We start from the raw sequence: 18,895 nt of genomic DNA, 5'->3' as shown, positions 1-18,895 counted from the left end.
CCTCGCGCGAGGGAAGTTTCCCGGAGGCGCTGCCTGCGAGCGGTGACCGGCGGTTAGAGTCCGGAATTCCACGCGGGGACCACCCCCGCAAGGGCGTACACCCCCACCCGTGTGCTCCGCACGGGGCAGCCCCCTCGCGCTTCGGGAGTGACCCTTTGGCCTCGGCTGACACCGCACCCGCCCAGCTGCACCCGCTCCCCGTGCAGCCCCACTCGAAACCTCCCGCTGTGGATCCGCCGCCCGCGAAGCCGCCGACCGGAACGCTCATCGGGTCCGTGCAGCGGGCGATGCGCCTGCTGGAGTGCGTCGCCGAGCACGCCTACGGGGCGCCCGCCAAACAGCTGGCCCGTGAGACGGGACTGGCGCTGCCGACGGCATACCACCTGCTGCGCACGCTCGTGCACGAGAACTACCTGCGCCGCGAGAAGGGCCTGTTCTTCCTCGGTGAGGCGGCTGAGCGGCTGGCCGGCAGCGGTGCCGAGCAGAAACGTCGCGGCGCGGTCGTCGACGCGCTCGCGCGCTGCCGGGACGCGATCGGCGTCCCCGTGTACTACGCCCTCTACCGCGACGGCGAGATCGACATCATGTGCGTCTCCGACAGCCCGGACATCCCGGCGGTTGAGGAGTGGGCCGACTTCCGCGAGACCGGGCACGCGCACGCCATCGGGCAGTGTCTGCTGTCGCAGCTGGACGAGGAGGCCCGACGCGACCACCTCGACCGCTATCCCGTGCAGGCCGTCACGCCGTACACGGTGCGCGACGGCCACAGTCTTTTGAAACGCCTGGAACGCGTGCGGCGGATGGCCCCGGTGACCGAGCGCCAGGAATACGCGCTGGGGACGGTCTGCGCGGCGATTCCGATCACGATCGGCACCGTGGCCGCGACCATGGCCATCTCCCTGCCCTCGAATCAGGCCGAACGACTGCTGCCCGCGGTGCAGCGGTTGCAGAACGAGATGGGACGTCTCCTGGGATCGCTGGCGATCTCTATCAGTATCTGAAAACTCACTCCTTGTGATCTGGTGTGTACGTTCAGCAAGATGCCACCAGTGTAAGAGGTTTGATTCCCGGCCAGTCGACGGCGAATGACGGGGTAGGCGATGGGCGAGTCCGTACAGGCGGAGGTCATGATGAGCTTTCTCGTGTCCGAGGAGCTCTCTTTCCGGATCCCGGTGGAGCTGCGTTACGAGACCTGTGATCCCTACGCCGTGCGGCTCACGTTCCATCTCCCCGGGGACGCTCCGGTGACCTGGGCCTTCGGCCGGGAACTGCTGGTCGACGGGGTGGGCCGGCCGTGCGGCGACGGCGATGTGCGCATCTCGCCCGTGGATCCGGAGCCGCTGGCCGAGGTGCTGATCCGCCTTCAGGTCGGCAGTGACCAGGCGCTGTTCCGTTCCTCGGCCGCACCGCTCGTGGCCTTTCTCGACCGCACCGACAAGCTGGTGCCGCTGGGCCAGGAAGGCGCGCTCGCCGACTTCGACGCGCACCTCGACGACGCCCTGGACCGCATCCTGGCGGAGGAGCAGAGCACGGGCTGAACCGTTACGGCGCGGCCGTGCGGCGGTGGCGTAACGCTTCGCCGGTGCCGCCGGCTCAGCAGGAACGGTTCTTCAGGAGTCGTCCCGGGAATCGGTGGCCGGTGTGCGCCGTGCCACCGGGCCGGGCCGAGCGGAGGCCGGGTGCGACAGCGCCCGCCTCAGCGCTTGCGCCGGCGGCCCCGCCCACCGCGTACGGGCGACGCCGGTCCCGCGGCGGACGTCGCCGTCTGGCCTGCCGGCCGGTCGGCGGAGACGACCAGGGCGGCGAGTGCGGTGGTGACCGGAACCGACGCGACGAGTCCGATGGAGCCGACCAGCGTGCGCACGATCTCCTCGGCGACCAACTCGCTGTTGGCGACCGTCCCCACGCTGCTCTGGGCGATCGAGAACAGCAGCAGCAACGGCAGGGCGGCGCCCGCGTAGGCGAGGACCAGCGTGTTGACGACGGAGGCGATGTGGTCCCGGCCGATGCGGATGCCCGCGCGGTACAGCCCGCGCCGGCCCATCGTCGGATTGGCCTCGTGCAGTTCCCAGACCGCCGACGTCTGAGTGACGGTCACGTCGTCGAGGACACCCAGCGAACCGATGATGACGCCGGCCAGCAACAGGCCGCTCATGTCGATCGACGGGTACAGGCCGTGGATCAGCCCGGTGTTGTCGTCCGTGTTGCCGGTGAGCGCCGCCCAGCCGATGAACAGCGAGCCCAGGACACCGATCAGCAGCAGCGAGATCAGGGTGCCGAGCACCGCCACCGAGGTACGGGCCGACAGCCCATGACACAGATACAGCGCGATCAGCATGATGGCGCTCGACCCGATCACCGCCACGAGCAGCGGATTCGAGCCCTGGAGGATCGCGGGCAGGATGAAGAAGTTCAGCACCAGGAAGCTGATGGCGAGCGAGACCAGTGCCATGACGCCCCGCAGCCGCCCGACGACCACGACGGCCAGCGCGAAGATCCCGGCCAGCAGGGCCATGGGGACCCGGCGGTTGATGTCGGTCACCGAGTACTGGAGGTCCTTGGGCGCGGAGGGCTCGTAGGCGACCACGACCTCCTGGCCCTCGTGCAGCTGGCGTGACTGGTCCGGCTGCACGATCTCGGTGAACGTACGGCCCTTGTCCTTGCCGGTGTCGACCCGGATCGTGGCCCGCTTGCAGGTGCCGTTGGCCTGCTGCACCGCCGAGGACCCCTCCGCGGTGGAGGTGTCGCCGGTCGGGGTGCTGCCCGAGGCGTTGACGGACGCACAGCTCAGCTCGACCACCTTGGTGACCGTGGCCTGCTGTGTCTGCCGGTCGAAGCCGACACCGGTGCGCTCGTGCGGCGGCGCGCCGCCCGGCCAGAGCACCGCGAGGCCGACCAGCACCGCGGTGGCGAACGGGATGAGGACTGCCGCGATGACCTTCCGCAGATGCCGGGAGACGGGCGCAGCGGGCCCGTGGCTGTGCCCGTGGGAGTGCCCGTGTCCGCCACCCGGCCCTGAGCCGCCGCCCGCCCCCGGGCCGCCTCCCGCCCCTGGGCCGCCACCCTGTTCCGGGCCACCGCCTGAGCCATGGCCACCACCCCAGCTCCTGCCGCCACCGGTGCCGTGGCCCCCACCCGCGCCGTGCGCGCCGCCGGCAGCGGAGCCGTCGCCGCGGCCGTTGCCGTCTTCGGCGCCCGGGCCGTGGTGGGGCTCGTGCGGCGGGTAGGGGGGATGCTGCGTCATGGTCACCGACCGATCATCGCAAGAACGAGGGGGGCCCTCTGTTCACCGCGCCCGAATTGACGCTAGCGTGGAGGCACCTTTGTACACGCGGGAGCTCGGAGCACCGGGCTGAGAGGGCGCTGACCTCCGTCCCAGCGATGTTTCACGGGAAACATCACCGAAGCCGAGTGATGTTTCCCACGAAGCGTCGGCAGACGGAAACCGCTGCGTCGACCGCCGAACCTGTTACCGGGTAATGCCGGCGTAGGGAGTAGGTCTCATGACCATCAAGGACGCACGCACGCCTGCCTCCACGCAGAACACGACGGAGACGTCGACGGACGCGGAGGTTGGGAAGTCCATCGGCTGGCACAAGGCGTACGTCGAGGGTTCACGCCCCGACCTGCGGGTGCCGGTCCGTCAAGTGCACCTCACCAACGGGCAGTCGGTCACGCTCTACGACACCTCGGGCCCGTACACCGATCCACTCGTCGACACCGATGTCCGCCGGGGACTGTCGCCCCTGCGGGAGAACTGGATCGTCGCCCGCGGCGACACCGAGGAGTACGCGGGCCGCCCCGTCCGTCCCGAGGACGACGGGATCAAGCACACCTCTCCGCGCGGTGGCCTGCGCAACCTCGACGCGGTCTTCCCCGGACGGCCGCGCCAGCCGCGCCGGGGCCGTGACGGCCAGGCGGTCACGCAGCTCGCGTATGCGCGCCGGGGCGAGATCACACCGGAGATGGAGTTCGTGGCCATCCGCGAGAACGTCTCTCCCGAGGTGGTCCGCGAGGAGATCGCGGCGGGCCGGGCCGTGCTGCCCGCCAACGTCAACCACCCGGAGATCGAGCCGATGATCATCGGCAAGCGGTTCCTGGTGAAGGTCAACGCCAACATCGGCAACTCCGCGGTCACCTCCTCCATCGAGGAGGAGGTCGAGAAGATGACCTGGGCGACCCGCTGGGGCGCCGACACGGTCATGGACCTGTCCACCGGCCGCAACATCCACACCACCCGCGAGTGGGTGCTGCGCAACTCCCCCGTGCCGATCGGCACCGTGCCGCTCTACCAGGCGCTGGAGAAGGTCGACGGCAGGGCCGAGGAGCTGACCTGGGAGATCTACAAGGACACGGTCATCGAGCAGGCCGAGCAGGGCGTCGACTACATGACGGTGCACGCGGGCGTCCGCCTGGCGTACGTACCGCTGACCGCGAACCGCAAGACCGGCATCGTCTCGCGCGGCGGCTCGATCATGGCGGCGTGGTGCCTGGCGCACCACAAGGAGTCGTTCCTGTACGAGAACTTCGAGGAGCTCTGCGAGATCCTCGCCGCCTACGACGTCACCTACTCCCTCGGCGACGGCCTCCGGCCGGGGTCGATCGCGGACGCCAACGACGAGGCGCAGTTCGCGGAGTTGAGGACGCTCGGGGAACTCAACCGGATCGCGAAGCGTTACAACGTTCAGACCATGATCGAGGGCCCGGGCCACGTCCCGATGCACAAGATCAAGGAGAACATCGACCTTCAGCAGGAGATCTGCGATGAGGCTCCGTTCTATACGCTCGGCCCCCTGACGACGGACGTCGCGCCGGCGTACGACCACATCACCTCCGGCATCGGCGCCGCGATGATCGCCTGGTGGGGTACGGCCATGCTCTGCTACGTCACCCCCAAGGAGCACCTGGGCCTGCCCAACCGTGACGACGTCAAGACCGGCGTCATCACCTACAAGATCGCCGCCCATGCCGCCGACCTCGCCAAGGGGCACCCAGGTGCGCAGGAGTGGGACGACGCCCTGTCGGACGCCCGCTTCGAGTTCCGGTGGGAGGACCAGTTCAACCTGGCCCTCGACCCGGACACGGCACGGGAGTTCCACGACGAGACGCTGCCGGCCGAGCCCGCCAAGACGGCCCACTTCTGCTCCATGTGCGGGCCGAAGTTCTGCTCGATGAAGATCTCGCAGGACATTCGCCGTGAGCACGGCGGCACCAAGGCCGAGATCGAGGAGGGGATGGCGCAGAAGTCGAAGGAGTTCGCGGCCGCCGGCAACCGCGTCTACCTGCCGATCGCCGACTGACGGGATGCGGGAGGGGGCTGACCGCCGTGCGCTGCCCCCTCCCGCACCGGGGGCTGTTCTCGGCAGACTGGCCCCATGACAGCCCGATCCCTGAGCAAGGGCGCGAACGTCGCCGTCGACTCACCCGCGGTACGTGTCGAACTCGCCTGGTCCACCGCGCCCGGTGTGCCCGAGGTCGTCGCCTCGGCCCTGCTGGTCGGCGCGTCCGGCCGCGTGCGGGACGACGGCGACTTCGTCTTCTACAACCAGCCCCGCCACGCGTCCGGTGCCGTGCGGCATGCGGGGAAGCGGAGCGACTCCGCGGCCGGTGTCACCACCGACGCCGTCGAGGTGGACCTCGGCTCGCTGGAGCCGGGTGTCGAACGCATCGTCCTGTGCGCGTCGGCCGACGGCGGGACGTTCGGCCAGGTATCCGGGTTGTCGTTGCGGCTGCTGGACGCCGGGACCCGGACCGAGCTGGCCCGGTTCGACATGGCGGCGGAGACAGAGACCGCGTTGATCGGCGGCGAGCTGTACCTGCGCCAGGGGAGGTGGAAGTTCCGCGCGGTCGGGCAGGGTTACGCGTCCGGGCTCGCGGGGCTGGCCACCGACTTCGGCATCACCGTCGACGACGCTCCCCCGCCCGTCCCCGTCCCCGCCACCACCGCGCCGACGGCCCCGACGCCGCCCGTACCGCCCGCACCGCCGGCTCAGCCCACGCCTCCCCCGGCGAGCCCGCCCGCCGCGCCGCCCGGCCCGCGCCTCACCAAGGGCGAGGAACGGCTGCCGGTGGACATGCGCAAGCGGCTGTCGCTGCGCAAGGAGCAGGTGGCGGTCAGCCTGTCCAAGCACGGGGCGTCCGGTGTCACCGCGCGCGTCGTGCTGGTCCTCGACGCCTCCGGGTCCATGTCCTTCCTGTACTCCAAGGGCGTGGTGACCGATGTCGTGGAGCGGATGGCCGCCGTCGCCGCGCAGCTGGACGACGACGGTGAGATGCAGGCGTGGACCTTCGCCTCGAACCCGGCGCGCCTGCCCGACCTGCGCCTGGGCGAGCTGCCCGAATGGCTGCGACTGCATGTGCGCGTGGGGGAGGTGGGCCTTTTCCGCCGCAGCAGGAAGAAGGGACTGCACCCCGACCAGGTGGACATGCGGGAGGTCGGCATCCAGAACGAGGAGCAGAAGGTGATCGCCGAGGTCCGCGCCTTCGTCCGGGACCATCCCGCGCCCGTTCCGACCTTGGTGCTGTTCTTCTCCGACGGAGGCGTCTACCGCAATGCGGAGATCGAGCGGGAGCTGCGGGAGGCGGTGGAGGAGCCGGTCTTCTGGCAGTTCGTGGGGCTGGGCCGGTCCAACTACGGCGTGCTGGAGCGCTTCGACACCCTGCCCGGACGCCGCGTCGACAACGTCGGGTTCTTCGCGGTGGACGACATCAGCACGGTCCCCGACGCGGAGCTGTACGACCGTCTGCTCTCGGAGTTCCCGTCCTGGATCACCGCCGCCCGCGGGGCGGGCATTCTCTGAGCGGCCCGCGGACAGGGGCGCAGGACAGGGACAAGGGCACACCGGCGTGCGCTCCCCGGAGGAAGGGCCTCCCGAGAGGGGAGCGCAGGCCGGTGGCTACTCCGGGCGGTGCTCCGGGCCGCCGAAGTCCGGGCTGGTGTAGTCGGGGCTCGAGTAGCTCGGACGCGGGCCCGCGGCGGGACCGTCGTCGGGGCTGGTGAATCCGGGCCGGTCGTATCCGAGGTGCGGGATGCGGCTGGTCGGCGCGGCCGGTGCCGTGCGGTGCAGGGCGGTCGCCGTGCCGGGGTCGGCGAGCGCCTCGCGCAGGAACGGCATGATGCCGCGCTCGAGCAGGGCTTCGTGCCAGGCTTCCCTGGCCCGCGCCACCTCCCCGTCGAGTTCGCCGTGGGGCCGGGCCTTGGCCGAGGGGCCGTTGCGCAGCGCGGTGAGCAGCAGCCCCACCGCGGCCACGAGGATCGCGACCGCGGTCACGGCGCCGAACACCCACCCCGTGGTGAGCATGGTCTGGGCGAACGTCTGGTCGGGGTCCAGCATCTTCAGGACGTAGCCGACGAGCAGGAAGATCGCCGCGGCGGTGCCCGCCAGGACGGGTGCGAGGACGGCGACGACGGCGACGGCACCCGCGCCGGTCTCGGCGACCTCTCCCACGGTGGCGGCGAGACCCGCCCCGTTCGCGTCCGACTCGGTGGAGCCGGAGGTGCGGACCGAGGGCGACGGGCCGGCCGGCCGGCGCATCTCCTCGCGGACCTTCACGTAGTGCTGGTACTCGGTGGCCGCCGCCGCCGTGATGAGGGCGGAGGCGTTGAGCGCCATGGTGCGCAGTTGTTCCGAGTTGAGCCGCCGGCCGGCAGCGGCCAGTTCCGGACGGTGTGGTGCGGAGCGCAGCGCCTCATCGAGGATCCGCTCGTAGTCCTGGCGGTCCTCGCTCGACAGGTGCTGCGGAACGCTGTTCATGTGCATCCCCCGATGCTCCGTAGGGCTTGGGGCTCGCATGCCAACGAGCCGTCGGGCAGAAACGGAGGGGAGCCTGCTACGGATAAGCCGATGGTAGAGCGGTGACGGCGTACGGTGACAGGGGGTTTCCAGAAATTGGGTGCCGGCCTGTACGGACGCCGTCGGTGAACTGCTCTTTCGGTGAACGGTCAGTCGTCGAGCGGAAGTTGCTGGACCAGCAGCTTTCCGGCCATGGTCACGCCGCCGTCCATCGCGATGGCCAGTCCGTCCGCGTAGACGTGGGGTCCGTCGACCGCGGTACGGGTGTCGTCCTCGCCGTCCTCGGAGCCGACCTCGCCCAGCAGGTAGGGGATGGGGCTGTGGCCGTGAACGATTCGGGTTCCGCCGTACGTATCCAGCAGTGAGCGCACGGCGTCGGCGCCGCCCTCGTCGCGGAAGGAGAAGCGCTTGGTGAACTTGCGGAACAGGTCCCACACCTCGTCCGCGTCGTTGCGCGTGAGCGTTTCGCGGACCGTGTCGTTGACCTCCTCGATGGAGCGTCCGTAGTCGAGGTAGGCGGTGGTGTCGGAGTGGACGAGGAGGTGTCCGTCGACCTCTTCGAGGGCGTCGAGACGGGCCATCCACTGCAGGTGGTGGTCCTGCAGGCGGTCCATGTCGGTCTTCTGCCCGCCGTTCAGCAGCCAGGCCGCCTGGAAGGTGGCGGTGCCGGCGCCCGAGTTGACGGGCGTGTCGCCGAACCGCTTGGCGCCGATCAGCAGCAGCTCGTGGTTGCCCATGAGGGCCTTGCAGTAGCCGCCGGCCGCGGCGGCTTCGGCGGACAGCCGCATGACCAGGTCGATGACGCCGATGCCGTCCGGTCCGCGGTCGGTGAAGTCGCCGAGGAACCACAGCCGGGTGGTGCCGGCACACCACTGGCCGGAGGCGTCGATGAGGCCCTTCTCCTGCAGGGCCGCCGTCAGCTCGTCGAGGTAGCCGTGCACGTCACCGACGACGTAGAGCGGGCCCGGGCCCGTGGCGGGCTGGGGGGCGGGATCGGGCGCCGGCAGGGGCTCGACGGTCACCTGGACCGTGTCGCCCCGGTTGATGACGGGCAGGTCGCGCTGGGTGGGTGTGTACCCCTCCGGATACGCGTCGTCGTACGGCTCCTCCGCGTGCGGGGCGGGGGCGGCCGGGGGCGTTCCGGGGGCGTACGGACGGGCCTCGTGGACGTACGCGGGTACCCGGAAGTCGCGCAACGTCGCCGTCCGCTCCGTCTCGGGTCCCTGACCGGCCCCCTGAGTCATCGACCCCTCCACCATTGCGCCGCATCTGCACCGCTTCGGACTGCCTGGTCGCAGCGGCCCGCGGTGTCGTGGGCCCATCATAGGAATGCGGATCGCGCTGTGTGATGACCCAGGGGTGGTGAATCAGAGCAGGACTCCGGTTCACCGCGGCTTTCGCCCCGATTGGGCCGGGGTTCGACCGTCCGCGACCACCACGTGACCATGGTGTCACCGTGGCGCGATCGCTCCGGTGACGGCCGTGCGGCCACGTCGCGCGCGTCCGCCTTCCGCCTCGTGCCGAACCCGCGATGCCGTCGGGGCTCCGGGTACGGATCGCGCCCGGAGCCGGGCTTTCGCGGGGCCTGTGCCCTACGTGGGGGCTGGGCCCTAGCGGGCCCTGTGCCTTACGCGGGCCCGGTGCCCTATTCGCGCTCGGGTGACCGCGGCGGGCTGACGGTCGTGCGGGGCGGGCGGCGCTGCGACGACGTCCGCACGATCAGCTCGGTCGGTATCACCTGCTGCACCGGCTGGTCCGACTCGACCCCCTCGATGGCGTCGATGAGGAGCTGGACCACCGCCGTGCCGATCCGGCGCGGTTTCAGGGAGAGCGTGGTGATGGCCGGGTCGGTGCTGGCGTACACGTTGGACTCGCTGCAGCAGACCAGCAGCAGGTCCTCCGGGACGCGCAGCCCGTAGCGGCGGGCGGCGGCGAGCAGATCGGTGCCGTTGGGGTCGAAGAGGCCGTAGACGGCGTCGGGGCGGTCGGGGCGGGCGAGCAGCCGGTCGGCGGCGACGGCGCCCGCGCACGGATCGTGCGCCGGGTAGGCCTCGTACACCGGGTCCTGGCCGACGCGCTCGCACCAGCGCAGGTACGCGGTGGTCGACAGGTGGGTGTAGGTGTCGGTCGTGGTGCCGGTGAGCAGGCCGATACGGCGGGCGCCGGCGGCTGCCAGGTGGTCGAGGATGCCGAGTACGGCGGCCTCGTGGTCGTTGTCGACCCAGGCGGTGACGGGGAGCGAACCGGCCGGGCGGCCGTCGGAGACGACCGGTAAGCCCTGGCGTACCAGCTCGCTGACGACCGGATCGTGGTCGGAGGGGTCGATGACGACCGTGCCGTCGAGGGCGACGTTGGACCACACGTCGTGACGGGAGGTCGCCGGGAGGATGACGAGGGCGTAGCCGCGGGCCAGCGCGGCCGAGGTGGCGGCGCGCGCCATCTCCGCGAAGTACGCGAATTCGGTGAAGGTGAAAGGTTCATCCCCGTACGTCGTCACGGTCAGGCCGATGAGTCCCGACTTGCCGGTGCGGAGCGTACGGGCGGCGGCCGAGGGGCGGTACCCCAGCCGGTCGGCGACCTCGCGGACATGGCGCCGGGTGGCATCCGGGAGCCGGCCCTTGCCGTTGAGGGCATCGGAGACGGTTGTGATGGAGACTCCGGCGGCGGCGGCGACGTCCCTGATGCCCGCCCGACCCGGCCGGCTGCCTCGACGTGAGGTTTCCGCGCGGCTCACCTGGTGCTTCCCTGCTGCTGTCATGGCGAGCCGATAGTAGGGCTCATGCGGCGGGGTAGGGCGGACGCATATGCACGCGTTGACAGGCACGTTTCTGCATGATCATTTATGATCAATGGCCTTTGAAAGCAAGTCAATTGAGGGTCCGCACCCCAGTACGTGGCCTGTCGGCGTACGGGGGCCTGTCGAGTCGCCGATGTTGCGAAGAGGTCTCAACTCACCTTCACGGGGGATGCGCGCCACGGCGTGAGCTACCGGCGCGTAGATATATGTGCGGCGCGCCCCCCGAATCGTGCGCCTTCGTGTACTGATGCCCCTGATGCCGGTGTGACGGATGAGGTCGTTCCCCACCTATACGCAGCGGCGCCGAATCCTCATAAGGTGAGGAGTATTCGATGCCGGTGGTGGTCACGAGGAGGACTGCGGTGAGCGAGACGAGCCCCAAGCTGCGCGCCGAGCTGGAGGGTATTCCCACCTACAAGCCGGGCAAGCCCGCCGCCGCCGACGGTCCGGTGGCCTACAAGCTGTCCTCCAACGAGAACCCCTATCCGCCCCTCCCGGGCGTGATGGAGACGGTGACGGCCGCGGCCTCGTCGTTCAACCGCTACCCGGACATGGCCTGTACGGCCCTGATGAACGAGCTGTCGGAACGGTTCGGCGTCCCGCTCTCCCACCTGTCCACCGGTACCGGGTCGGTCGGTGTGGCCCAGCAGCTGATCCAGGCGACCTCCGGCCCGGGTGACGAGGTGATCTACGCCTGGCGCTCCTTCGAGGCGTACCCGATCATCACGCAGATCAGCGGCGCGACGTCGGTACGGGTGCCGCTGACCCCGGGCGATGTGCACGACCTGGACGCGATGGCGGAGGCGATCACCGACCGGACCCGGCTGATCTTCGTCTGCAACCCCAACAACCCGACGGGCACGGTGGTGCGGCGCGCCGAGCTGGAGCGGTTCCTCGACCGGGTGCCCGGCGATGTGCTCGTGGTCCTCGACGAGGCGTACCGCGAGTTCATCCGCGACCCCGAGGTGCCGGACGGTGTCGAGCTCTACCGCCGGCGGCCCAATGTCTGTGTCCTGCGGACCTTCTCCAAGGCGTACGGCCTCGCCGGCCTGCGCGTCGGCTTCGCGATCGCCCACGAGCCGGTGGCGGCGGCACTGCGCAAGACCGCGGTGCCCTTCGGGGTGAGCCAGCTCGCGCAGGAGGCGGCCATCGCCTCGCTCCGGGCCGAGGACGAGTTGCTGGGCCGGGTCGGCTCACTGGTGTGCGAGCGCACGCGCGTGGTCGACGCGCTGCGCGCCCAGGGCTGGACGGTGCCGGAGACCCAGGCCAACTTCGTGTGGTTGCGGCTGGGGGAGCGCACGGTCGCCTTCGCGGACGCGTGCGAGCAGGCCGGCGTGGTCGTCCGGCCGTTCCCGGGCGAGGGTGTGCGGGTCACGGTCGGGGAGAGCGAGGCGAACGACATCTTCCTGAAGGCGGCGGAGGCGTTCCGCAGGGAGCGGTAGGCCGCGGGGCCTACCGGGCGACGGGGCGGCGGGTCGGCCCAGGCGCAGCGCGCCGGGTCGGCCGTCGTGCTCAGGCGCCCACGCGCTCCACGCGTACCGGGTCGCCGTCGCGCACCGTCGCCAGCAGGCGCGGGTCGCCGTCGAGGCGGCCGAGGATGTTGCACGGGCTCGCGAGGCGGCATTCGTCCGCCCGTGAGATCGGCGTCGGCCCATAGGGGAGGGCCAGGGCGTCCCCGTCGGTCCAGAAGGCGACGGTGCCCGGCTCGACGACCTGCCGGGCGTCCGTTTCACGTGAAACCGACACTCCTGTATCGAAGTACACCTCCTCGCCCCATGTGCGGGCAGTGGAGGTGAGCGGCAGTGCCTTGAGGAGGGCCTGCGTGCACGGGGTGTCGTGAAGGTCCGCGGTGAGGTGACCCGCGGGCCAGGAGATCCGTATCCGTGTCTGCCGTGTGATCGGCGTCTCTGTGGTCATGCGGCGGATTCAACAAGATGTTGAAGTTCTTGCCAAGGGGTTGACGTCACAGGGGACCCCCCTTCCGGCGTCGAAAATCGGTACGTCATAATTGCTTGTGAATGTGAACGCGTTCACAAGCGTGTCTGCTTGCTCCCAAGTTAGGTGCGACATACACGCACAAAGTGCCGCTGACCCACGGCGATGTGGCGATGTAAGGAGACCGACGACGTGGACATGGCATTGGCGCCGGAGACGCTGGCGCGCTGGCAGTTCGGCATCACCACCGTCTACCACTTCCTGTTCGTTCCCCTGACGATCTCGCTGGCCGCCCTCACGGCCGGACTGGAGACCGCCTGGGTGCGCACGGGCAAGGAGAAGTACCTCCGGGCGACCAAGTTCTGGGGCAAGCTCTTCCTGATCAACATCGCCATGGGCGTGGTCACCGGCATCGTGCAGGAGTTCCAGTTCGGCATGAACTGGTCCGACTACTCCCGGTTCGTCGGGGACGTCTTCGGGGCGCCGCTCGCCTTCGAGGCCCTGATCGCCTTCTTCTTCGAGTCCACCTTCATCGGCCTGTGGATCTTCGGCTGGGACAAGCTGCCGAAGAAGATCCACCTGGCCTGCATCTGGATGGTCTCGATCGGCACTCTCCTGTCGGCGTACTTCATCCTCGCGGCCAACTCCTGGATGCAGCACCCCGTCGGCTACCGGTTCAACGAGGAGAAGGGCCGCGCCGAACTCACGGACTTCTGGCAGGTCCTCACCCAGAACACCACGCTCAACCAGGTCTTCCACAGCTTCTCGGCGGCCTTCCTGACGGGCGGCGCCTTCATGGTGGGTATCGCCGCCTTCCACCTGATGCGCAAGAAGCACATCCCGGTGATGCGGACGTCGCTCCGGCTCGGTCTGGTCACCCTCGCGGTCGGCGGCATGCTCACCGCGATCAGCGGAGACACCCTCGGCAAGGTCATGTACGAGCAGCAGCCGATGAAGATGGCCGCAGCCGAGGCACTGTGGGACGGCGAGAAGCCGGCGCCGTTCTCCGTGTTCGCCTACGGCGACGTCGACAAGGGGCACAACAAGGTCGCCCTGGAGATACCCGGCCTGCTGTCCTTCCTCGCGCACAGCGACTTCGAGTCGTACGTGCCCGGCATCAACGACACCAACGAGGCCCTGCAGGAGAAGTTCGGGCCCGGTGACTACAAGCCCATCGTCCCCGTCGCCTACTGGGGCTTCCGCTGGATGATCGGCTTCGGAATGGCGTCCTTCTCCCTCGGCCTGCTGGGGCTGTGGCTGACGCGGAAGAAGTTCCTGCTGCCGGCAGCCTTCCGGACCGGGGAGGACGAGGTGCCGCAGCTGGTGCTGCTGAAGAAGCCGCTCGGATCGAGGCTCACCCGGCTGTACTGGCTGCTGGCTCTCTGGACGATGGCGTTCCCGCTGATCGCCAACTCCTGGGGCTGGATCTTCACCGAGATGGGCCGTCAGCCGTGGGTCGTCTACGGCCTGTTCCAGACCCGCGACGCGGTCTCCCCCGGTGTCTCCACGGCCGAGGTCCTCACCTCGATGATCGCCTTCACCCTGCTCTACGCCGTCCTCGCCGTCATCGAGGTCAAGCTGCTCGTCAAGTACGTCAAGGCCGGCCCGCCCGAGCTCACCGAGGCCGACCTCAATCCGCCCACGAAGATCGGCGGCGACGCCCGTGACGCCGACAAGCCGATGGCCTTCTCGTACTAGGCCGAGGGAGCTGCACAGTCATGGAACTGCACGACGTCTGGTTCGTCCTGATCGCCGTCCTGTGGACCGGCTACTTCTTCCTGGAGGGCTTCGACTTCGGGGTCGGTGTGCTCACCAAGCTGCTCGCCCGGAACCGGGCCGAGAAGCGGGTGCTGATCAACACGATCGGTCCCGTCTGGGACGGCAACGAGGTGTGGCTGCTCACGGCCGGCGGGGCGACCTTCGCCGCCTTCCCCGAGTGGTACGCCACGCTCTTCTCCGGCTTCTACCTGCCCCTGCTGGTCATCCTGCTCTGCCTGATCGTCCGGGGTGTCGCCTTCGAGTACCGGGCGAAGCGGCCCGAGGAGCACTGGCAGCGCAACTGGGAGACCGCGATCTTCTGGACCTCGCTCATCCCGGCGTTCCTGTGGGGTGTGGCCTTCGGCAACATCGTCCGGGGCGTGAAGATCGACCAGGACCTGGAGTACGTCGGCACCGTCTGGGACCTGCTCAACCCGTACGCCCTCCTGGGCGGCCTGGTGACGCTGACACTGTTCACCTTCCACGGGACGGTGTTCACGGCCCTCAAGACCGTGGGCGAGATCCGCGGGCGGGCGCGGACGCTGGCGCTGCGTCTCGGCCTCGTCACGGCCGTGCTGGCCCTGGTCTTCCTCGTCTGGACGCAGGCCGACAAGGGTGACAGCAAGAGTCTGGTCGCGCTGGTGGTGGCGGTCGCCGCGCTGGTCGTCGCGCTGATGGCGAATCAGGCCGGGCGTGAGGGATGGGCCTTCGCACTGTCCGGCGTCACGATCGTGGCGGCCGTGGCGATGCTCTTCCTCACGCTCTTCCCGAACGTCATGCCGTCCACGCTCGACGCGGACTGGAGCCTCACCGTCACCAACGCCTCGTCCAGCGCCTACACGCTGAAGATCATGACGTGGCTGGCTGCCATTGCCATGCCGGTGGTCCTTCTCTACCAGGGATGGACGTACTGGGTGTTCCGCAAGCGGATCGGCACCCAGCACATCGCGGAACCCGCGCACTGAGTCCGGCACAGCGAGTCCGTCACGGGGTGTGTTTCACGTGAAACACACCCCTCGGGACCGAAGGGCATGTTTCACGTGAAACCTATCGACCCACGTCTTCTGCGGTATGCGCGCGCGACCCGGTTCTTCCTGGCGGCGGTCGTCGTCCTGGGTGCCATGGGCGCCGGACTGGTCGTCGCGCAGGCGATGCTGATTGCCGAGATGGTGGTGGGCGCCTTCCAGCACGGCAAGCCCGTCGGTGAACTCCGCACCTCTCTCCTGCTGTTGGTGGCCGTCGCCTGCGGCCGTGCGCTGGTCGGCTGGCTCACCGAGCTCGCCGCGCACCGGGCGAGCGCGGCGGTGAAGTCCGAGCTGAGGGGCCGACTGCTGGAGCGGGCCACCGCGCTCGGCCCCGGGTGGCTGTCCGGGCAGCGCACCGGGTCACTGGTCACCCTGGCCACGAGGGGAGTCGACGCCCTCGACGACTACTTCTCGCGCTACCTCCCGCAGTTGGGGCTCGCGGTGGTCGTGCCGGTGGCGGTGCTGGCCCGGATCGTCACCGAGGACTGGGTCTCGGCGGCCATCATCGTCGCCACTCTGCCGCTCATTCCGGTCTTCATGATGCTGATCGGCTGGGCCACACAGTCCCGGATGGACCGGCAGTGGCGGCTGTTGTCCCGGCTGTCCGGGCACTTCCTCGACGTCGTCGCCGGACTGCCCACACTGAAGGTCTTCGGACGGGCCAAGGCGCAGGCCGAGTCGATCAGGCGTATCACCGGGGAGTACCGGCAGGCGACCATGCGGACGCTCCGGATCGCCTTCCTGTCGTCCTTCGCGCTGGAGCTGCTGTCCACGCTGTCGGTGGCGCTGGTGGCCGTGACGATCGGCATGCGGCTCGTCCACGGCGACATGGCTCTGTACGACGGTCTGGTCGTGCTGGTGCTGGCGCCCGAGGCCTATCTGCCGCTGCGGCAGGTGGGGGCGCAGTACCATGCGGCGGCCGAGGGGCTCTCGGCCGCCGAGGAGATCTTCTCGGTGCTGGAGAGGCCCGTCCCGGCGCCGGGGACCGGGCCGGTGCCGGCGGACGGTGCCCTGTCCTTCGAGGGTGTGACCGTCCGCTACCCCGGTCGCTCCACGGACGCCGTGTCGGACGTGAGCCTCACCGTGGCGCCCGGTGAGACGGTCGCACTCGTCGGGCCGAGCGGGGCGGGCAAGTCGACGCTGCTCGGCGTCCTCCTCGGCTTCGTACGGCCGACCGAGGGCCGGGTGCGGATCGGGGGAGCCGATCTCGCGGACCTCGACCCGGCGGAGTGGCACGCCCGTGTCGCCTGGGTGCCGCAGCGGCCGCACCTGTTCGCCGGGACCATCGCCGAGAACGTACGACTGGCCCGGCCCGGCGCGGACGACGCGGCGGTACGGCGGGCGCTGCGCGACGCCGGGGCCCTGGACTTCGTGGACGCGCTCCCCGAGGGCGCCGGCACGGTGCTCGGGGAGGACGGGGCAGGGCTGTCCGCCGGACAGCGGCAGCGGCTCGCGCTCGCCCGGGCGTTCCTCGCGGACCGGCCGGTGCTGCTGCTCGACGAGCCGACGGCCGCCCTGGACGGGGCCACCGAGGCCGAGATCGTGGCGGCGGTGCGGCGGCTCGCGGTGGGCCGGACGGTGCTGCTGGTGGTGCACCGGCCGGCGCTGCTGGAGGTGGCGGACCGGGTGGTGCGGCTGGCGGAGCCGGTCTCGCCCGCCGTGGCCGACGGGACGTCGAGGGCGCTCGCGGTCCGTCCGGCCGACGGAACGCCGGACGTCTCCAGCCCGGACGCTTCCGACGTCCGCGGTCCGGACGTCGCTGACGACTCCGGTCCGACGGAGCCCGCGGCAGGGGCGCGCGGGGGTGTTCTCGCCCGGGTCCGGGCGATGTGCGGCGCCCGGCGCGGGCGGCTCGGGCTGGCCCTGCTGCTCGGCAGCCTGGCGCTCGGCAGCGCCGTCGGCCTGATGGCCACCTCCGGGTGGCTCATCTCCAGGGCTTCGCAGCAGCCGCCGGTGCTCTATCTGATGGTGGCCGTGACGGCGACGCGGGCCTTCGGCATCGGCCGGGCCGTGTTCCGGTACGCCGAGCGGCTGGTGTCGCACGACGCCGTGCTGCGGATGCTGGCCGACACGCGGGTCGCCGTGTACCGGCGGCTGGAGCGGCTGGCGCCCTCCGGGCTGCGCAGCAGCCGCCGGGGCGATCTGCTGTCCCGGCTCGTCGCCGACGTCGACGCCTTGCAGGACTACTGGCTGCGGTGGCTGCTGCCCGTCGGTACCGCGGTGGCCGTGTGCGCTGCTTCCGTCGGCTTCACGGCCTGGCTGCTGCCGGAGGCCGGTGCCGTCCTCGCGGCCGGCCTGCTGGCGGCCGGGGCCGGGGTCCCGCTGGTCACCGGTGCCGTGGCGCGGCGGGCCGAGCGCAGGCTGGCCCCCGCCCGCGGTGTGCTCGCCACCCGGGTGACCGACCTGCTCACCGGCACGGCCGAGCTGACCGTCGCCGGTGCCCTGCCCGCGCGGACCGCCGAGGTGCGGAGGGCCGACGGCACGCTCACCCGGATCGCCTCGCGTGCCGCCACCGCGACCGCCCTGGGTGACGGGCTGACCGCGTTGATCTCCGGTCTCACCGTGGCCGGCGCCGCCCTCGTCGGAGCCCAGGCGGTCGCCGACGGCCGGCTGGCGGGCGTGGCCATGGCCGTCGTCGTCCTGACCCCGCTGGCCGCCTTCGAGGCCGTGCTCGGACTGCCGCTCGCCGTGCAGTACCGGCAGCGGGTGCTCCGGAGCGCCGAGCGCGTGTACGAGGTGCTGGACGCGCCCGAACCGGTCCAGGAGCCGGAGCGGCCCCGCCAGGCACCGGTGTCGCCGTTCCCGGTCGTCCTCAAGGGGCTGGCCGCGCGCCACCCCGGGCAGGACCGGGAGGCCGTCTCGGAGCTGGACCTGACCTTGGACCAGGGGCGCCGCATCGCGGTCGTCGGCCCCTCCGGGTCCGGCAAGACGACGCTGGCGCAGGTGCTGCTGCGCTTCCTCGACGCGGACGCGGGCTCGTACACACTCGCGGGCGTGGACGCCTACGCCCTGGACGGCGACGACGTGCGCGGGCTCGTGGGCCTGTGCGCCCAGGACGCGCACCTCTTCGACAGCTCGGTGCGCGAGAACCTGCTCCTGGCCAGGAAGGATGCCACCGAGGCAGAGCTGCGCGACGCGCTGGCCCGGGCGCGGCTGCTGGAGTGGGCCGACGGCCTGCCCGACGGTCTGGACACGCTGGTGGGCGAACACGGGGCCCGGCTGTCCGGCGGTCAGCGGCAGCGACTGGCGCTGGCCCGTGCGCTGCTCGCCGACTTCCCGGTGCTCGTCCTGGACGAGCCCGCCGAACACCTCGACCTGCCGACCGCCGACGCGCTCACCGCCGATCTGCTGGCGGCCACGGAGGGCCGGACCACGCTGCTGATCACGCACCGGCTGGCGGGTCTGGAGGCCGTGGACGAGGTGGTCGTGCTGGGCGAGGGCAGGGTGGTGCAGCGGGGGACGTTCCATGAGCTGGCCGCCGTGCCGGGGCCGCTGCGGGCGATGGCCGAGCGGGAGGCGGCGTCGGAGCTGCTGGTGGAGGCGCTGTAGGGCCCGCCGCATGCCGCCGCGTGTGTGGGCCAGGGCAA

General features: G+C 70.6%; 13 protein-coding genes. 8 read left to right on the top strand and 5 right to left on the bottom strand.

The window, feature by feature from the left end; genetic code table 11:
• Positions 1-275: 275 nt before the first annotated feature.
• Together H0H10_RS31075 and H0H10_RS31070 are read left to right on the top strand one after the other, a co-directional pair.
• On the top strand, positions 276-1,001 hold the full coding sequence (locus tag H0H10_RS31075) for an IclR family transcriptional regulator (RefSeq protein WP_309141935.1): 726 nt from the start codon (positions 276-278) through the stop codon (positions 999-1,001).
• A 99-nt stretch (positions 1,002-1,100) separates the two neighbouring features.
• Positions 1,101-1,538, top strand: a complete 438-nt coding sequence (locus H0H10_RS31070) for an SsgA family sporulation/cell division regulator (RefSeq protein ID WP_188184473.1) — start codon at positions 1,101-1,103, stop codon at positions 1,536-1,538.
• 158 nt (positions 1,539-1,696) lie between these two features.
• On the opposite strand, the gene H0H10_RS31065 is transcribed toward H0H10_RS31070, so the two are convergent.
• Complete coding sequence (locus H0H10_RS31065; protein WP_188184472.1) at positions 1,697-3,250, bottom strand: YibE/F family protein; 1,554 nt, start codon at positions 3,248-3,250, stop codon at positions 1,697-1,699.
• Positions 3,251-3,503: 253 nt separating this feature from the next.
• On the opposite strand from H0H10_RS31065, the gene thiC reads away from it, so the two are divergent.
• Together thiC and H0H10_RS31055 are read left to right on the top strand one after the other, a co-directional pair.
• Positions 3,504-5,300 (top strand): phosphomethylpyrimidine synthase ThiC, encoded by a 1,797-nt coding sequence (gene thiC / locus H0H10_RS31060; protein ID WP_223180677.1) that lies wholly within the window; start codon positions 3,504-3,506, stop codon positions 5,298-5,300.
• A 75-nt stretch (positions 5,301-5,375) separates the two neighbouring features.
• Entirely contained in the window at positions 5,376-6,800 is a 1,425-nt protein-coding gene (locus H0H10_RS31055; protein ID WP_188184471.1) for a VWA domain-containing protein, read from the top strand.
• Between the two features lie 96 nt (positions 6,801-6,896).
• Here the strand turns inward: H0H10_RS31055 and H0H10_RS31050 are convergent, their stop codons facing one another.
• The 3 genes from H0H10_RS31050 to H0H10_RS31040 all read right to left on the bottom strand — a co-directional run bounded on the left by H0H10_RS31050 (position 6,897) and on the right by H0H10_RS31040 (position 10,551).
• The gene (locus tag H0H10_RS31050; RefSeq protein ID WP_188184470.1) at positions 6,897-7,760 is read right to left on the bottom strand and encodes a hypothetical protein; all 864 of its coding nucleotides are present in this window, start codon (positions 7,758-7,760) and stop codon (positions 6,897-6,899) included.
• 182 nt (positions 7,761-7,942) lie between these two features.
• Positions 7,943-9,052 (bottom strand): metallophosphoesterase, encoded by a 1,110-nt coding sequence (locus tag H0H10_RS31045; protein WP_262506322.1) that lies wholly within the window; start codon positions 9,050-9,052, stop codon positions 7,943-7,945.
• 386 nt (positions 9,053-9,438) lie between these two features.
• Complete coding sequence (locus tag H0H10_RS31040) at positions 9,439-10,551, bottom strand: LacI family DNA-binding transcriptional regulator (protein WP_188184468.1); 1,113 nt, start codon at positions 10,549-10,551, stop codon at positions 9,439-9,441.
• A 401-nt stretch (positions 10,552-10,952) separates the two neighbouring features.
• Between H0H10_RS31040 and hisC the strand changes: the two genes are divergently transcribed.
• Positions 10,953-12,032 carry a histidinol-phosphate transaminase gene (gene hisC / locus H0H10_RS31035; protein WP_188184467.1) on the top strand — a complete coding sequence of 360 codons (1,080 nt, stop codon included), beginning with the start codon at positions 10,953-10,955 and terminating at the stop codon, positions 12,030-12,032.
• A gap of 70 nt (positions 12,033-12,102) precedes the next feature.
• Here hisC and H0H10_RS31030 read toward each other — a convergent pair whose 3' ends face one another.
• The gene (locus tag H0H10_RS31030; protein ID WP_188184466.1) at positions 12,103-12,507 is read right to left on the bottom strand and encodes a cyclophilin-like fold protein; all 405 of its coding nucleotides are present in this window, start codon (positions 12,505-12,507) and stop codon (positions 12,103-12,105) included.
• Positions 12,508-12,717: 210 nt separating this feature from the next.
• Between H0H10_RS31030 and H0H10_RS31025 the strand changes: the two genes are divergently transcribed.
• From H0H10_RS31025 to cydD, 3 genes are all read left to right on the top strand, one after another.
• The gene (locus H0H10_RS31025) at positions 12,718-14,223 is read left to right on the top strand and encodes a cytochrome ubiquinol oxidase subunit I (RefSeq protein WP_188184465.1); all 1,506 of its coding nucleotides are present in this window, start codon (positions 12,718-12,720) and stop codon (positions 14,221-14,223) included.
• A 20-nt stretch (positions 14,224-14,243) separates the two neighbouring features.
• On the top strand, positions 14,244-15,248 hold the full coding sequence (gene cydB / locus H0H10_RS31020) for a cytochrome d ubiquinol oxidase subunit II (RefSeq protein ID WP_188184464.1): 1,005 nt from the start codon (positions 14,244-14,246) through the stop codon (positions 15,246-15,248).
• A gap of 75 nt (positions 15,249-15,323) precedes the next feature.
• Positions 15,324-18,857: a thiol reductant ABC exporter subunit CydD gene (gene cydD / locus H0H10_RS31015; protein ID WP_188184463.1), complete on the top strand. Its 3,534-nt coding sequence runs from the start codon at positions 15,324-15,326 to the stop codon at positions 18,855-18,857.
• Positions 18,858-18,895 lie beyond the last annotated feature (38 nt).

Source organism: Streptomyces griseicoloratus (assembly GCF_014534645.1).
Taxonomy (GTDB): Bacteria; Actinomycetota; Actinomycetes; order Streptomycetales; family Streptomycetaceae; genus Streptomyces; species Streptomyces griseicoloratus.
The sequence above is the reverse complement of the archived record's forward strand: the minus strand, read 5'-3'. Positions and strand labels throughout refer to the sequence as shown.